General features: G+C 68.7%; 15 protein-coding genes and 1 pseudogene. 12 read left to right on the forward strand and 4 right to left on the reverse strand.

The window, feature by feature from the left end:
- Positions 1-11 precede the first annotated feature (11 nt).
- From ABL838_RS02915 to ABL838_RS02935, 5 genes are all read left to right on the forward strand, one after another.
- Complete coding sequence (locus tag ABL838_RS02915) at positions 12-980, forward strand: Bug family tripartite tricarboxylate transporter substrate binding protein (protein ID WP_418124065.1); 969 nt, start codon at positions 12-14, stop codon at positions 978-980.
- Between the two features lie 8 nt (positions 981-988).
- Positions 989-1,933, forward strand: coding sequence for an SMP-30/gluconolactonase/LRE family protein (locus ABL838_RS02920; protein WP_418124066.1), 945 nt, complete (start codon positions 989-991; stop codon positions 1,931-1,933).
- Between the two features lie 48 nt (positions 1,934-1,981).
- Positions 1,982-2,908, forward strand: a complete 927-nt coding sequence (locus ABL838_RS02925; RefSeq protein ID WP_126022206.1) for a LysR family transcriptional regulator — start codon at positions 1,982-1,984, stop codon at positions 2,906-2,908.
- 61 nt (positions 2,909-2,969) lie between these two features.
- Complete coding sequence (locus tag ABL838_RS02930) at positions 2,970-3,422, forward strand: DUF2214 family protein (protein ID WP_093203932.1); 453 nt, start codon at positions 2,970-2,972, stop codon at positions 3,420-3,422.
- A 7-nt stretch (positions 3,423-3,429) separates the two neighbouring features.
- A complete protein-coding gene (locus tag ABL838_RS02935) occupies positions 3,430-5,472 on the forward strand; it encodes a spermidine synthase (RefSeq protein WP_418124067.1) in 2,043 nt (680 codons plus the stop codon).
- Positions 5,473-5,532: 60 nt separating this feature from the next.
- Here ABL838_RS02935 and ABL838_RS02940 read toward each other — a convergent pair whose 3' ends face one another.
- Positions 5,533-5,877, reverse strand: a complete 345-nt coding sequence (locus tag ABL838_RS02940) for a hypothetical protein (protein ID WP_184640027.1) — start codon at positions 5,875-5,877, stop codon at positions 5,533-5,535.
- A 131-nt stretch (positions 5,878-6,008) separates the two neighbouring features.
- On the opposite strand from ABL838_RS02940, the gene argS reads away from it, so the two are divergent.
- The 7 genes from argS (at position 6,009) to ABL838_RS02975 (ending at position 14,216) form a co-directional block, all read left to right on the forward strand.
- On the forward strand, positions 6,009-7,694 hold the full coding sequence (gene argS, locus ABL838_RS02945; protein WP_184640025.1) for an arginine--tRNA ligase: 1,686 nt from the start codon (positions 6,009-6,011) through the stop codon (positions 7,692-7,694).
- A gap of 11 nt (positions 7,695-7,705) precedes the next feature.
- Positions 7,706-8,485: an SPOR domain-containing protein gene (locus ABL838_RS02950; RefSeq protein ID WP_418124068.1), complete on the forward strand. Its 780-nt coding sequence runs from the start codon at positions 7,706-7,708 to the stop codon at positions 8,483-8,485.
- A gap of 175 nt (positions 8,486-8,660) precedes the next feature.
- On the forward strand, positions 8,661-9,308 hold the full coding sequence (locus tag ABL838_RS02955; protein WP_369659843.1) for a thiol:disulfide interchange protein DsbA/DsbL: 648 nt from the start codon (positions 8,661-8,663) through the stop codon (positions 9,306-9,308).
- A gap of 153 nt (positions 9,309-9,461) precedes the next feature.
- Positions 9,462-10,178 carry a lipopolysaccharide transport periplasmic protein LptA gene (lptA, locus tag ABL838_RS02960; RefSeq protein WP_418124070.1) on the forward strand — a complete coding sequence of 239 codons (717 nt, stop codon included), beginning with the start codon at positions 9,462-9,464 and terminating at the stop codon, positions 10,176-10,178.
- Complete coding sequence (lptB, locus tag ABL838_RS02965) at positions 10,175-10,969, forward strand: LPS export ABC transporter ATP-binding protein (protein ID WP_418124071.1); 795 nt, start codon at positions 10,175-10,177, stop codon at positions 10,967-10,969. The genes lptA and lptB overlap by 4 nt, the downstream gene beginning before the upstream one ends.
- A 21-nt stretch (positions 10,970-10,990) precedes the next feature.
- On the forward strand, positions 10,991-12,604 hold the full coding sequence (gene rpoN / locus ABL838_RS02970) for an RNA polymerase factor sigma-54 (protein ID WP_418124073.1): 1,614 nt from the start codon (positions 10,991-10,993) through the stop codon (positions 12,602-12,604).
- 10 nt (positions 12,605-12,614) lie between these two features.
- On the forward strand, positions 12,615-14,216 hold the full coding sequence (locus ABL838_RS02975) for a phospholipase D family protein (protein WP_418124074.1): 1,602 nt from the start codon (positions 12,615-12,617) through the stop codon (positions 14,214-14,216).
- Position 14,217: 1 nt separating this feature from the next.
- Here the strand turns inward: ABL838_RS02975 and ABL838_RS02980 are convergent.
- The 3 genes and pseudogenes from ABL838_RS02980 to ABL838_RS02990 all read right to left on the reverse strand — a co-directional run bounded on the left by ABL838_RS02980 (position 14,218) and on the right by ABL838_RS02990 (position 16,186).
- Positions 14,218-14,861 (reverse strand): annotated as a pseudogene (locus ABL838_RS02980) (LysE family translocator).
- Between the two features lie 19 nt (positions 14,862-14,880).
- Positions 14,881-15,531 (reverse strand): YceI family protein, encoded by a 651-nt coding sequence (locus ABL838_RS02985; RefSeq protein WP_418124075.1) that lies wholly within the window; start codon positions 15,529-15,531, stop codon positions 14,881-14,883.
- A gap of 58 nt (positions 15,532-15,589) precedes the next feature.
- Entirely contained in the window at positions 15,590-16,186 is a 597-nt protein-coding gene (locus ABL838_RS02990) for a YceI family protein (protein WP_418124077.1), read from the reverse strand.
- Between the last annotated feature and the right edge of the window lie 8 nt (positions 16,187-16,194).

A 16,194-nucleotide genomic window follows, 5' to 3' on the forward strand; every position in this document is an offset into this window, starting at 1 on the left:
GAAGACAAATGATGAAGCTGCACTCCTGGCTCGCCGCCATCGCGCTCGCGGTTCCATTCATCGCCCAGGCGCAGTCACCCGCCGGCAGCTGGCCTTCGAGGCCGGTGCGCCTCGTGGTTCCGTACGCGCCCGGCGGCACCACCGACTACGCGGCGCGCCAGATCGCGCAGAAGCTCACAGAGCAGACGGGTGTGTCCTTCTACGTCGACAACCGCGCCGGCGCGAGCGGCACCATCGGCTCCAATTTCGTGGCCAAGGCGACGCCGGACGGCGGCAGCTTCCTCATCAACGACACCACCTACGCGATGCTGCCGCATCTGTTCAAGAAGCTGCCGTGGGAGCCTGCGGACCTGGTGCCGGTGACGGCCATCGTCGACGCGCCGCTGGTGCTGGTGGTGGGCGCGAACTCGCCGTACAAGACGGTGCAGGCGCTGATCGACGACGCCCGCGCGAACCCGGGCAAGCTGACCTTCGGCTCGGGCGGCGTGGGCAGTTCAACCCACCTGGGCGGCGAGCTGCTCAAGCAGAACGGCAAGCTCGCGCTGACGCACGTGCCCTACAAGGGCGCGGGCGAGGCAATGCTGGGCGTGGTGTCGGGGCAGGTCGACGTGTTGGTCACCGCTGCGCCCACGGCCATTCCGCAGGTCAAGGGCGGCAAGGTGCGCGCGCTGCTGGTGACCTCGCCGCAGCGCCTGGGCGCGCTGCCCGATGTGCCGACCAGCGCCGAAGCCGGCCTGAAGGAGTTCACCGCCACCAACTGGTTCGGCATTGCCGCGCCCAAGGGCACGCCGCAGCCCATCGTCGAGAAGCTGCAGGCCGAGGTGAAGAAGGCACTGGCCTCGCCCGATCTTGCGAAGCGCTTCGCCGAGCAGGGCGCCGGCCCCGGCGGCGCGTCGACGGCGGACTTCGGCAAGTTCGTGCAAGGCCAGACGCAGAGCTGGGGCGCGGTCATCAAGGCTGCCGGCGTGCAGCCCGACTGAGCGACACCATGTGGAACCTGGACTTCCAGCCGCCCGAGGTGATCGAGGCGCGCGTGCTCACCCGCCTGCCCGACGCCTTCCGCAAGCCGCGGCGCACCGACTGGGTCGACGCCAACAAGCCCGGCCACGTGATGGACAGCTTTCTCGAAGGCCCGGTGTTCGACCGGGCTGGCAACCTGTACCTCACCGACATTCCCTACGGCCGCATCTTCAGGATCGCACCTTCGTCGCTCGAATGGGAACTCGTCGAGGCCTACGACGGCTGGCCCAACGGCATGGCGATCCATGCCGACGGCAGCCTCTGGATCGCCGACTACCGGCGCGGCATCCTGCGCCGCGACGCGGGCGGCGGCCCGATCGAGACGGTGCTCGGGCATCGCAACAGCGAATCCTTCAAGGGCGTGAACGACCTGAGCTTCGACCTCGAAGGGCGCCTCTACTTCACCGACCAGGGCCAGACCGGCCTGCACGACCCCGCCGGGCGGGTGTACCGGCTGCATGCCGATGGCCGGCTCGACCTGCTCCTGTCCAACGCGCCGAGCCCCAACGGCGTGGCGGCGAGTGCCGACGGCAAGGTGCTGTTCGTGGCCGTCACGCGCGGCAACCAGGTCTGGCGCGCGCCGCTGCTGCCCGACGGCAGCCTCTCGAAGGTGGGCGCGCTGCAGACCTTCTTCGGCACCAGCGGCCCCGACGGGCTGGCGGTCACGGCCGACGGCGGGCTGGTGGTGGCGCACGCCAGCCTGGGTGGCGCCTTTCTGCTCAACGCGCGCGGCGAGGTCACGCACATGGTCCGCAGCCCGGCAGGGCAGACCGTGACCAACATCGCCTTCCGGCCCGGCACCCGGCAGCTGGTGCTCACCGATTCGGCCACCGGAAGCGTGCTGGAGGCGGAACTGCCCGTGGGCGGCGCGCCGCTCTTCTCGCACGCCACCGACTCCCGGCATCAAGCCTAGAACCGGAAGGGCCGGTGCGGCAGGGAGCGGGGCTATAGTTCCCGCCCCATGGACCGCCTGAAGCAACTCGAATCCTTCGTCTCGGTCGCGACTCGCGGCAGCCTGACTGCCGCGGCCAAGGCCGAGGGCGTGGCGCCCGCGATCATGGGGCGCCGGCTCGACGCGCTGGAGGAGCGCCTGGGCGTCAAGCTGCTGGTGCGCACCACGCGGCGCATCACCCTCACCCACGAAGGCAGCGCCTTCCTCGAAGACTGCCAGCGCCTGCTGGCCGAGTTCGCGAACGCCGAGGCCAGCGTGAGCGCCGGCGGCCTCAAGGCCAGCGGCCATCTGCGCGTGACGGCGCCGGCCGGCTTCGGCCGCCGCCACGTCGCGCCGCTGGTGCCGCGCTTCCATGCGCTGCACCCGGAAGTGACCATTTCGCTGAACCTCAGCGACCGCGTGGTCGACGTCACCGGCGAGAGCTTCGACTGCGCGGTGCGCGTGGGCGACCTGCCCGATTCGTCGCTGGTGAGCGTGCGGCTGGCCGACAACCGCCGCCGCTGCGTCGCCACGCCGGAATTCGTGCGCCGCCACGGCAAGCCCAGGCACCCAAGCGAGCTCTCGCGCTTTGCCTGCCTCACGCTGTCGAGCGACGCCTCGCAGACGCGCGGCTGGGCCTTCCGCGTCGTCAACGAAGAAGGCAACCAGGAGCTGATCCACCTGCGCCCGAGCGGCCCGCTCGACTGCTCCGACGGCCAGGTGTTGCACGACTGGTGCCTCGCCGGCCACGGCATCGCGTGGCGCAGCACCTGGGAGGTCGAGGCCGAGATCGACGCCGGCCTGCTGGTGCCGCTGCTCGAGGAGTTCGCCGCACCGCCCAACGGCATCTACGCGGTGTTCGCGGGCGCCAAGCACATGCCGCTGCGGGTGCGACTGTGGCTTGATTTCCTCAAGGAGCAATACGGCAACCCGGATTTCTGGGGCGGGAGGGCCTGAGGCGCACCGTCGGCGTCACAATCTGTTTGCATTTGCAACCCACGAGTAGAAAGCTCCACCGATGACGCTAGAAGCCATCCTTGCGTACCTTCACCTGCTCGCCATCCTCACGATGGTCGTCTTCATTTCCAGCGAGGCCGCGCTGTGCCGCGTGCAGTGGCTCAACGCGGCGGTGGTCGAGCGGCTGGCCAAGGTCGACATGGTCTACGGCATCGCCGCCATCGCGGTGCTCGCCACCGGCATCGCGCGCACCTGGTGGGGCGTGAAGGGCACGGCCTGGTACTGGACCAACCCGCTGCTGCACGTGAAGCTGGGGCTGTTCATCATCGTGGGGGTGGTGTCGATCTTCCCGACGCTGACCTACTTCCGCTGGCGCAAGACGCTGCGCGCCACCGGCAAGCTGCCGGCCGAGGCCGAGATCCTCAAGACCCGCAAGCTGGTGATGATCCAGGCGCACCTGATCGCGCTGATCCCGCTGGTGGCGGTGTTCCTCGCACGCGGCTTCGGCAAGTAGGCGCGGCATGGGGCGCGCCGGCATCCAGCTCCTGTTTGCCGGAACCATCTTCAGCAGCGCGTTCCTGCTGTTCCTGGTCCAGCCGCTGATCGCGAAGCAGATCCTTCCGTGGTTCGGCGGCTCGGCCGCGGTGTGGTCGATCTGCATGGTGTTCTTCCAGGTCGTGCTGCTCGCGGGCTACGCGTATTCCGACTGGGTCGCGCGCCACCTGCGCATGCGCGCGCAGGCCGTGCTGCATGTCGGGCTGCTGCTCGCGAGCCTGGCCTTCCTGCCGATCGTGGTGAGCGCCCACTGGAAGCCGGTGGGCACCGAGGACCCGGCCTGGCGCATCCTCGGGCTGCTGGCCTGCACCATCGGCCTGCCTTACTTCCTGCTCTCGACCACCGGGCCGCTGGTGCAGTCGTGGGTGGCGCGCACGCCGTGGGACGCGCAGGTGTACCGGTATTTCTCGCTGTCGAACCTGGCCTCGCTGCTGTCGCTGCTGAGCTACCCGGTGCTGATCGAGCCGCGCAGCACGCTGCTGCAGCAGGCGCACGGATGGTCGTGGGGGTACGGCGCGTTCGCGCTGCTGTGCGCGGGCACCACGCTGTACATGGCGCGGCGCTGGCCGCAAGACGTCCGGCAGCAGGCCGCGCCGGAGTCCGCCGCGGCGCCGGCGGAAGAAAGGCCGCCGCGCGCGCTCGACTGCTTCCTGTGGCTCGCGCTGCCGGCGCTGGCGTCGTGGCTGCTGCTGGCGGTGACCAACCACATCACGCAGAACGTCGCGGCCGTGCCCTTCCTGTGGGTGCTGCCGCTGTCGCTGTACCTGCTGACCTTCGTGCTGTGCTTCGAGAGCGACCGCTGGTACCGGCGCGGCGTGTTGCTGCCGCTGGGGGCCGCCATGCTGCTGCTGTGCGCCTTCGGGCTGCAGCACTCCATCGGCGCCAACGTGCGGATCGCGCTGCCGCTGTACGTGTCGGGGCTCTTCGTGCTGTGCATGTTCCTGCACGGCGAGACCGCCCGGCTGCGGCCGGGGCCGCGTTATCTCACGCGTTTCTACCTGATGCTCTCGCTCGGCGGCGCGCTGGGCGGGGTGATGGTGGGGCTGGTCGCGCCGCATGTTCTGGCGGCGTACTACGAGCTGGGGCTCGGCCTGATGCTGACCGCGCTGGCGGCGGCGGCCGTGCTGCGCCGGCGGGCATGGCTGCGGGTGGGCTGCGTGGCGCTGGCCGCCGGCTGCACTTTCTTCCTGCTGCGGCAGATCGCCAGCGACAACCTGGGCGCGCGCAGCCTGCAGCGCAATTTCTACGGGGCGCTGCAGGTGTACGACATGAAGCGCGATCCGCCCTCGGACAGCACGCGCCAGCTGGCGCACGGATCGGTCAAGCACGGCTCGCAGTTCACCGACCCCGCACGCCGGCGCGAGCTCACCACCTACTACGGCCAGACCTCGGGCATCGGCCGCGCCATCGCCGCGGCGCCGGCCGGGCCGCGCCGCGTGGGCCTGATCGGGCTGGGCGCCGGCACGCTCGCGGTCTACGGGCGCAGCGGCGACGTCTACCGCTTCTACGAGATCAATCCGCTGGTGTTCGCGTTGGCGGACAAGGAATTCAGCTTCCTGCGCGACAGCGCCGCGCGCATCGAGCGCGTTTCGGGCGACGCCCGGCTGGCGCTGGAGCGCGAACCGGCGCAGGGCTTCGACGTGCTCGCGGTCGATGCCTTCTCGGGGGATTCGGTGCCGGTGCACCTGCTCACCGTGGAGGCGATGGACGTCTACCTGCGCCATATGCGGCCCGATGGCGTGATCGCCTTCCACGTCACCAACCGCTTCCTGGCGCTGGCGCCCGTGATCGCCAGGGTGGCCGCCGCGCGTGGCCTGCACGCGGTGCTGGTGCACGACCTGGCGGAGCAGTCCGACTGGCTGCATCGCACCGACTGGGTGCTGGTCTCGCGCGACCCCCAGGCGCTGGCGCGCGAGCCCATACGCGCGGGCGCGGCCCCGCTCGCCACGGAGCCGGGGCAGAGGCCCTGGACCGACGATTTCAACAATCTGCTGGGTGCGCTGAAGTAAAAGGAAAAGGCCCGCGGACGCGGGCCTTTTTCACAGTTGTGAGCTCAGCGCGGTGCCGTTTCAGGCCTTGGCTGCGTCAGCGGTGCACTTCTTGATGAAGCTGTTCTTGGCGGCACCGGCGAGGGCCTTGCCGTTCTTGTCCACGGCCTTGGCCGCGCATGCGGGACCTGCGGCCGCCTTGGCTTCCTTCTCGCACTTCTTGATGGAACTGGCCTTGGCGGCACCGGCGAGGGCCTTGCCGTTCTTGTCCACGGCCTTGGCTTCGCAGCTTGCGCCGGCGGCGGGGGCTGCTGCGGGGGCGGCAGCCGCGGGTGCCGCGGCCGGAGCGGGAGCCTTGTCTTGAGCCTGTGCTGCGCCGAAGGAAAGGCAGGCGCCCAGTGCGACCAGGGAAAGGAGCTTCTTCATGGTGATATGTCCTCGCTAGGTTGATTTGTGACAGGTTCCCCGCCTCGGGGCCGACCATCGTAACGGGCCAGGTCAACGATCGGATGACGATCGTCAACTGCGCCCGGGTTTGCCCCCGGTAAAATTTCCGGATGCTATTGGTCAAACAGGAGCTGCTCGCGGCGCTCGCGAACACGCTCGAATCCCTCTCGCCCGGCGCCGGCTCCAAGGCCGCGTTCGAGTCGCCCAAGATGGCCGCGCACGGCGATTTCGCCTGCACGGCAGCGATGCAGCTCGCCAAGCCGCTGGGGCGCAAGCCTCGCGAACTGGGCGAGGAACTGAGCGCCGCGCTGCTCGCCACCCCCGCGTTCGCCCAGTGGGTCGACGCCATCGAGATCGCCGGGCCCGGCTTCCTCAACATCCGCCTGAAGACGGCTGCCAAGCAGCAGATCGTGCGCGAGGTGCTGTCGGCCGGGAATACTTTCGGCCAGCAGCCGGCCACCGGCGAGAAGGTGCTGGTCGAGTTCGTCTCGGCCAATCCCACTGGCCCGCTGCACGTCGGCCACGGCCGCCAGGCGGCGCTCGGCGACGCCATCTGCAACCTGCGCGCCTCGCAGGGCGAGAGCGTGTGGCGCGAGTACTACTACAACGACGCCGGCGTGCAGATCCAGACGCTGGCCAACAGCACCCAGCTGCGCGCGCGTGGCTTCAAGCCCGGCGACGCCGAATGGCCCAGCGGCGAGAAGGCGCCTGCATACAACGGCGACTACATCGCCGACATCGCGGCCGACTTCAAGGCGAAGAAGACCGTCAAGTCGGAAGACCGCGAAGTCACCGCCAGCGGCGACATCGAGGACATCGACGCCATCCGCGAGTTCGCCGTGGCCTACCTGCGCCGCGAGCAGGACCTGGACCTGCAGGCCTTCCGCGTTCGCTTCGACCAGTACTACCTGGAGTCCAGCCTCTACACCAGCGGCCGCGTCGAGGCGGCGGTGCGCAAGCTCGTGGCCGCGGGCAAGACCTACGAGCAGGACGGCGCGCTGTGGCTGAAGTCGACCGACTACGGCGACGACAAGGACCGCGTGATGAAGAAGCAGGACGGCACGTACACCTATTTCGTGCCCGACGTCGCTTACCACATCGCCAAGTGGGAGCGCGGCTTCCACAAGGTCATCAACATCCAGGGCACCGACCACCACGGCACCATCGCGCGCGTGCGCGCCGGCCTGCAGGCCGCGGGCGAAGGCATCCCCGAGGGCTATCCCGACTACGTGCTGCACACCATGGTGCGCGTGATGAAGGGCGGCGAGGAGGTCAAGATCAGCAAGCGCGCCGGCAGCTATGTCACGCTGCGCGACCTGATCGAATGGACCAGCACCGACGCTGTGCGCTTCTTCCTGCTGAGCCGCAAGCCCGACACCGAGTACACCTTCGACGTCGACCTCGCGGTGACGAAGAACAACGACAACCCGGTCTACTACGTGCAGTACGCCCATGCACGCATCTGTTCGGTGCTGGCTGGCTGGGGCGGCGACGCCGCTTCGCTGAAGGACGTCGACCTGTCGCCGCTGGAAAGCCCGGCCGCCCAGGCGCTGATGCTGCTGCTGGCCAAGTACCCGGCCATGCTGACGGCCGCCTCGAAGGATTTCGCCCCGCACGACGTCACCTTCTACCTGCGCGAACTGGCCGCCAGCTACCACAGTTACTACGACGCCGAGCGCATCCTGGTCGACGACGAGAAGGTGAAGCTGGCCCGCCTGGCGCTGGTCGCCGCCACCGCGCAGGTGCTGCACAATGGCCTCGCGATTCTCGGCGTCAGTGCGCCGAGCAAGATGTGAACTCCCTCACCATGAAGAAGACAAGAAGTCAACGCGGCAACATCGTCATCGGCCTGATCATCGGGCTGGTGCTCGGCCTGGGCGTCGCGCTGGGCATCGCGGTCTATGTGACCAAGGTGCCGATCCCGTTCGTGACCAAGACGCAGCGCGGCGGCGCCGAGCAGGACGAGGCCGAGGCCCGCAAGAACCGCGACTGGGACCCGAACGCGCCGCTGGCCGGCAAGGCGGGCGCTCCCAAGCCGGCGACGCCGGCGGCTGCGACCGGCCCGGTCAACCCCATCACCGGCGAGCCCGCCACCGGCAACACCGCCGCCGCTCCGGCCACCGCTTCGCCCAACACCGCGCCGCCGGTGCCCGTGGTGGTGGCGCCCAAGCCGCCGCGCACCGCGCCGGTGCCGGCCGAGGCCAACGCCCTGCCGCAACAATCGAACGACCCGCTGGGCGATCTGGCCCGCGCGCGTTCGGGCCAGGTCTCCGGCTCTGGCAGCACGACCACCGCGTCGGCCGCGCCGAGCAGCAGCAACAGCAATGCTGGCAGCAGTTCGGGCCCCGATCCCTTCATGTATTTCGTGCAGGCCGGCGCCTTCCGCACCACCGAGGACGCCGAGGCGCAGCGCGCCAAGCTGTCGCTGATGGGCGTCGAGGCCAAGGTCACGGAGCGCGAGCAGGCGGGCCGCACCGTCTACCGCGTGCGCGCCGGTCCGTTCAGCAAGAAGGACGACGCCGACCGCCTGAAGGAACGTCTGGACGGCGGCGGCATGGATTCCGCGCTGGTCCGCGTGCAGCGCTGAGCGCTGCACACAACAGCCGGAATAGCCCTCAAGCCCCGCCGGGCGGCGTTTACCGCCACCATTCGTCGCCTTTCATATCGCCTTTCGTAGCTTCGGGCGCGCCGTCGAGCAGGGGAGTGGAACTCCCCGCCGCGCGCCGGCTCAGTCTGCCGTACCAACTGGAGAACCCTTTCAAATGAAACGTCGTGACTTTTCGCTGGCCGCCACTTCGCTCGGGCTGATGTCCCTGGGTGTCAACACGGCCCACGCCCAGGCGCGCGCGCCCAAGGCCGGTTCCGAGTACCTGGTGCTCGACAAGCGCGTGCCTGTCGACGCTCCCGCGGGCAAGGTCGAGGTGGTCGAGTTCTTCTCGTACAACTGCCCGCACTGCAACGATTTCGAGCCGACGCTGGAAGCGTGGCTCAAGACCATCCCGAAGGAAGTTTCCTTCCGCCGCATTCCCGTTCCCTTCGTGGGCAACGACGTCGAAGCCAAGCAGCGCCTGTACTACGCGCTCGAAGCCATGGGCAAGGTCGACGAGTTCCAGCCCAAGGTGTTCAACGCGATCCACGCGCAGCGCCAGAACGTGAACGGCGACGCCAACATCATTGCCTGGGCCACCGCCAACGGCCTGGACGCCACCAAGTTCAAGGAAACCTTCACCTCGTTCGGCGTGGCCAGCAAGGCCAAGCGCGCCTCGCAGCTGACCGACGCCTACAAGGTGGCCGGCGTGCCCGCGATGGCCGTGGCCGGCCGCTGGTACGTGGACGGCGAAACCGCCGGCAACATGACCAAAGTACTTCAGGTCGTGAACTATCTGATCGGTGAAGCGAAGAAGGGCTGAAGCCCGAAAAGCTGAACCGTGCCGCGCCGTTGCGCGGTGTTTCTGGTAGAAAACCAGAAGGAAAGTCAAGCCCGCTTAGGCGGGCTTTTTCACCTGTGCGTGCGGGGCAGAAGCACTCAGCCGCATACAATGCCGAGCAAGTTTCGTGCCTCTATGACATTGCACTCTTACCCCACAACCCCCTTCCTGCGTCGCATCGGCCGCCTGGCCGCCGGCGCGCTGTTGCTGGCAGGCCTCGCCTCGGGAGCGGTGGCCGAAACCGCCGACCGCTCCAAGCCGATGAACATCGAGTCCGACTCGATGCGCTACGACGACCTGAAGCAGACCAGCGTGTTCACCGGCAACGTTTTGGTGACAAAGGGCACGATCATCATCCGTGGCGCACGGCTGGACGTGCGCCAGGACGCCGAGGGCTACCAGTACGGCGTGGTCACGGCGGCGCCGGGCAAGCGGGCCTACTACAAGCAGAAGCGCAACGCGCCCGACGAGTGGATCGAAGGCGAGTCGGAAGTCATCGAGTACGACAGCCGCGCCGACAACGTCAAGTTCATCCGCAACGCCACCATGCGCCGCCTGCTGGGCGCCACGCCGAACGACGAGAGCCAGGGCGCGCTGATCGTCTACGACCAGAGCAACGACACCTACACCGTCAACGGTTCCACCGTGCCGCCGAACACTGCCGTGAACGCCTCGGCCCCGGGCGGACGCGTCAGGACCATCCTCACCCCCAAGGCCGCCACCGCGCCGGCCGCAGGCGCCTCGGCCCCGGCCGGCGGTGCGAAGGCGCCGGCTCCGGCGCCCACCCCTGCACCCGGCAAGGGCCTGCGCCAGAGCACCACGCTCAGTGACCAGGGAGACACGCGCAAGTGATCGAATCCGCAGGAACTCAGGACGCCAACGGCGCACCGGGCAGCCGCCTGGTCGCGCGCGGCCTGAAGAAGAGCTATGGCAGCCGCACGGTCGTGAAGGACGTCTCGCTCGACGTGCAGAAGGGCGAAGTCGTCGGGCTGCTCGGCCCGAACGGCGCCGGCAAGACCACCTCGTTCTACATGATCGTGGGGCTGGTGCGCGCCGATGCCGGAGACATCACCATCGACGGCGAGCCCATCGCCCACATGCCGATTCACCGCCGCGCCCGCATGGGCCTGAGCTACCTGCCGCAGGAAGCCTCCATCTTCCGCAAGCTCACGGTCGAGGAAAACGTGCGTGCCGTGCTCGAGCTGCAGAGCGAGCCCGACGCGAACGGCAAGCTGGTGCCGCTGTCGAAGGAGCACATCGAGGAGCGCCTGACCGACCTGCTGGCCGACCTGCGCGTCGACCACCTGCGCGATTCGCCCGCGCTGGCGCTGTCGGGCGGCGAGCGCCGCCGCGTCGAGATCGCGCGCGCGCTGGCCACGCAGCCGCGCTTCATCCTGCTGGACGAGCCCTTCGCCGGCATCGACCCGATCGCGGTGATCGAAATCCAGCGGATCATCAGCTTCCTGAAGGAGCGCGGCATCGGCGTGCTCATCACCGACCACAACGTGCGCGAGACGCTGGGCATCTGCGACCACGCATTCATCATCAGCGACGGGCACGTGCTGGCACAAGGCACGCCTTCGGAGATCGTCGACAACGCCGAGGTACGCAGGGTGTACCTGGGCGAGCACTTCCGCATGTAAGGCGCGGGGGCGGTTTCCATCATGAAGCAAGGGCTGTCCCTTCGCGTTTCGCAGCATCTGGCGCTCACGCCGCAGCTGCAGCAGTCGATCAGGCTGCTGCAGCTCTCCACGCTCGAACTGAGCCAGGAGGTGGAGCAGATGCTCGACGAGAACCCGTTCCTCGAGCGCACCGCGGAAGAAGCCGTGCGCGAAGAGTTCGGGCTCGAGACTGCGGATGCCCCGGTACCGCGCGACGAGGATGGCAATGGCGGCAGCGGCAGTGAAGGCGGCGAAAGCGACTTCGCGCCCACGTCCGGTTCGACCTCCACCACTTCCTCTTCCGAAACGGCTTCCACGGCCGCCGACTCCGACGGCCCCGCCGCCGAGATCTCCGAGCGCGAGCCCGACTGGGAAGGCGACGGCACCGTCGACATGGCGCCCGACGACAGCGAATGGGGCGGCGATGCGCCCGCGCGCCAGAACAACGCAGGCGACGACGAGCGCGCCGATGCCACCGAGCTCGCGCGCAGCCAAGAGTCGCTGCAGTCCTTTTTGCACCGCCAGGCGCTGAGCCTGCGGCTCAACGAGAGCGACAGCGCCGCGCTGCGCTTTCTCATCGAATCGCTCAACGACGACGGCTACCTCGAAGACTCGCTGCCCGCGCTGGCCTCGGGCCTGGCCGGCGACGACAACGACGAGTTCGACGACCTCGTGCACCACTTCCAGGTGGCGCTCGGCCTGCTGCAGAGCCTGGAGCCCGCCGGCGTCGGCGCGCGCGACCTCGGCGAGTGCCTGAGCATCCAGCTGCGCGCCATGGCCAGCGACGACGAGACCGAGGAAGAAGAGCTGGTCCGCAAGACCGCCATCGCCATCTGCAAGCAGCCCATGGAGCTGCTCGCGCGCCGCGACTTCAAGCGCCTGGCCACGCTCACCCGCAGCAGCGAGGAGCTGGTGCGCTCGGCGCTGCAGGTCATCGCGCGGCTGGAGCCCAAGCCGGGCCGCAGCTTCGTCGACGTGGAACGCAACATCATCGTTCCCGACGTCATCGTCACCAAGACCGGGCGCGGCACCAACGTGAAGTTCCGCGTCATGCTCAATCCCGAGGTCATGCCGCGCCTGCGCGTGCACGACATCTACGCCGGCGCGCTCAAGTCGCACAAGGGCGAGGGCAGCCAGGCGCTGTCGCAGCGGCTGCAGGAGGCGCGCTGGTTCATCAAGAACATCCAGCAGCGCTTCGACACCATCCTGCGCGTGAGCAACGCCATCGTCGAGCGGCAGAAGAGCTACTTCGTGCACGGCGAGCTCGCCATGCGCCCGCTGGTGCTGCGCGAGATCGCCGACGAGCTGGGCCTGCACGAGTCCACCATCTCGCGCGTGACCACCGCCAAGTACATGGCCACGCCCTTCGGCACGGTCGAGCTCAAGTACTTCTTCGGCTCGGCGCTGGGCACCGAGACCGGCGGCAACGCGTCGAGCACCGCGGTGCGCGCGCTCATCAAGCAGTTCGTCGGCTCGGAGAGCGTGAAGAAGCCGCTGTCGGACAGCCAGATCTCCGAGATGCTGAAGGAGCAGGGCATCGAGTGCGCGCGCCGCACCGTCGCCAAGTACCGCGAAGCATTGCGCATCGCCCCCGCCAACCTGCGCAAGGCACTCTAGAAAGAAGCCGATGAGCCGTGGCCTGATGTCGCGCGCCGGGCATTGGGTCTTCGCCATGGTGGCAGTGCTGCTGTTCGCCGGCTGCGCCACCCTGCCCGACGAGGCCCCGCGCCCGCCCACCAGGACCATCGCCGTCTCGGCCGACACCGCCCTGGGCAAGATCGCGCTGGCCTCGCAGCCCGACCCCGACCTCAGCGGCTTCCGCCTGATGCCCGGCGGCGACTTCGCCTTCGACACCCGCATCCAGCTCGCGCGCCGCGCCCAGCGCACGCTCGACGTGCAGTACTACCAGATCGAGAACGACGAGACCGGCCGCTACCTGCTGCGCACCCTGCGCGACGCCGCCCAGCGCGGCGTGCGCGTGCGGCTGCTGATGGACGACCTCTACACCTCCGGCGAGGACGAGCTGCTGCTGGGCCTCGCCGCCACGCCCAACGTGGAGCTGCGCCTGTTCAACCCCTTCCCGGCCGGCCGCGGCAGCCTGCTGAAGCGCTTCACCGCCTCGCTCTTCGACTTCAGCCGCGTCAACCGCCGCATGCACAACAAGCTGTTCATCGCCGACGGCGCGATGGCGGTGGCGGGCGGGCGCAACATCGGCAACCAGTACTTCAGGCGCACCTCGGGCGAGAACTTCATCGACCTCGACACCTTCGTCACCGGCGCGCTGGTTCCCCGGCTGGGCAGCCTGTTCGACCAGTACTGGAACAGCATCTACGTGCGGCCGATCCAGTCCGTGGTGACCAGCGACCTGCCGCGCGAGGAGTTGCAGAAGCGCTTCGAGCTGGCCACCGGCCCCGACACCACGCCCCCGCCGCCGAAGCCCGCGCCCAACGACCTGCTGGGCTACAGCCCGATGGCCGAAGACCTGGATGCCGGCAAGCTCGGCCTGATCTGGACCACCGCCGAGGCTTATGCCGATTCGCCCGAGCGCGTGATCGGCAAGACCGCTTCCTACGGCGGCGTGCCGCTGCTGGACGTGGACAGCGTGCGCTACAACGTGGTCGAGCAGATGCGCCGCGCGCGTTCTGAAGTGACCATCGTCTCGCCCTACCTGATCCCGGGCGCTTCGGGGCTGGAGGTGATGCGCGAGATCCGCGGCCGCAACGTGAAGATCAGCGTGGTCACCAACTCGCTGGCAGCCACCGACGAGCCGCTGGTGCACACCGCCTACCGCCGCTACCGGCCCGACATGCTCAAGCTCGGCGCCGATCTCTACGAGCTGAGCACCAAGCGCACCCGCAGCAGCGTGCGGCTGGGCCTCTTCGGCACCTCGGTGGGCCGGCTGCACGCCAAGTCGGCGGTGATCGACCAGCGCATTCTTTTCGTCGGCTCGATGAATTTCGACCCGCGCTCGGAAACGCACAACACCGAGATCGGCCTTTTCATCCGCAGCCCCGAGATGGCGCAGCAGGCGTTGAAGCTCATCGATGTGCTCAAGCAGCAGGGCGCCTACAGGCTGCGCTTCGCCGAGGGCAGCGACCAGTCGCGCATCGAATGGGTCAGCGACGACGCCGGCAAGATCACCGTGCTGACCGAGGAGCCCGACTCCGGCTTCTGGGACCGGACCATGCTTGAGATCCTGGCGCCGCTGACGCCGGAGAGCCTGCTCTAGGTCAGGTGCCGCGCACGGCCGACCACACGAGCCGCAGCCCCAGCAGCCCCATCACGCCGCCCGCCGCGCGGTCGATCCAGACCTTGTAGCGCAGGTAGGCCGAGCGCGGCGCCGCCGAGGACAGTGCCAGCGCCACGATCGAATACCAGCCCGTCTCGATGCAGAAGATGACCGCCGGCACCGCCAGCGCCAGCACCAGTGGCACCTCGCGCGGCAGGAAGGCCGCGAAGATGCTCGCGTAGACCACGGCCGTCTTCGGGTTGCTCACCTGCGTGGCAAGGCCCAGCAGGAAAGTGCGCTTGCCCCGGCCCTGCGGGCGCTGCGAGGCATCGGCCTCCTGCGCCACGGCCAGCGGCTGCCGCGCGCCGCGCCAGATGCGGAAGCCCAGGTACAGAGGTACGCGCCGCCCAACCCCTTGATCGCCAGGTACAGCGCCGGCACCGCGAGGAACGCTGCCTGCAGCCCCGCCAGCGCCGCGATCGCGAAGACCAGCCCGCCCGCGCCCATGCCCAGCGCGGCCGCCAGGCCGTCGGCGCGCGAAGTCACGGCCGTGCGCGCCACCATCACGAAGCTGGGGCCGGGGCTCATCGCGCCCACGGTCATGGCGCCGGCGATGCCGAGCAGGGCTAGGGTGGTGTCGATCATGGCGTTGCCTTCGGTGTCGTCACTGCACGTTGACCGCTTCGACCTGCACCAGCAGCCGCACCTTGTTCTCGAAGCCGAAGTTCAGGCCCCAGGTGATGCCCCAGTCGCTGCGTTCCACGGTGGTCTCGAAGTCGCCGCCGCACACCTGGCGGTTGATCAGCGGGCTCAGGTAGCAGTTGAAGCGCACGGCCTTCAGCGTCACGGGGCGGGTCTGACCCATCAGCGTGAGCTTGCCGGGCACGTCGACCACCTTGTCGCCGGAGATGTCGATGCGGTCGGCCACGAAGCGGCCGGTCGGAAACTCGGCCACGTTGAAGAAGTCCTTGCTCTGCACGTGGCGGTTGAGCAGGTCGACGCCGGTGTTGATGGAGCTGATGTCCATCGTGATGTCGACCTTGCCGCTGGCGCCGGTGCCGTCGATCTGCACTGAGCCGTCCTTGGTGCTGAAGCGGCCGCGGTTGGTGGTGGTGCCGTAGTGGCCCATCTCGTACATCACGAAGGTGTGGGTCGGGTCGATCACGTAGTTGGCGTTCTTGGCCGGCCCGCCCGCGGGCTTGGCGGCCACGGCCGGCGCGAATTCCGATGGCAGTTGCTGTTGTTGCTGCGCCGAGGCGCTGCCGGTGAATGCGGCGGCCGACAGGGCCGCGGCGAGAAGAAGAAGCTTTTTCATGGCGTTGGCTGCATGGAGCATGAAAGAGAAAACCGGGTAGGAAAGCGGGGGAGGCGGCTCACGGCGCGGCGAGCCCTGCCAGCGTGAACTTGAAGCGCACCTGCACATCGTTGCCGACCACCGAGGTGTCGGTCCATTCTCCTTCGCCCACCTTGTAGTCGAGCCGCTGGATCGTAAAGCTTCCGGAGGCCACCGAGTAGTTGCCGCCGCCGGCTGCCGCCGCGATGCTGACGGGCACCGTCACCTGCTTCGTCGTGCCCTTGATGGTGAGCTTGCCTGCCATCTCGAATTTGCCCTCGCCCAGCGCCTTGATGGCGCCCGACTGGAAGCTGGCCTGCGGAAAGTGCGCGGCGTCGAACCATGGCTGCTTGGGCAGTTCGGCATCGCTCATCGGCACGCCGAAGCCGGCGCTGGCCGTGTCGATCTGCAGCGCGACGCTGCCGCCCTCGGGCTTCTTCGGATCGAAGGCCACCTGCGCGTCGAACTTCTTGAAGCTGCCTTCCACCGGCACGCCCATCTGCTTGGTGACGAACACGATCTGGCTCCTGTCGGCGACGAGCTTCGTGGCGGATGCCGCCGAGGGCCCGGCGACGGCCGGCAGCGCCGCGGCAAGAACCAGCAGCGTTGGGGGAAGACGGAAAAGTAGGGAACTCATGATCCGGC

Origin of the sequence: Variovorax sp. 160MFSha2.1 (assembly GCF_048305075.1) — a bacterium.
GTDB classification, from domain to species: Bacteria; Pseudomonadota; Gammaproteobacteria; order Burkholderiales; family Burkholderiaceae_C; genus Variovorax; species Variovorax guangxiensis.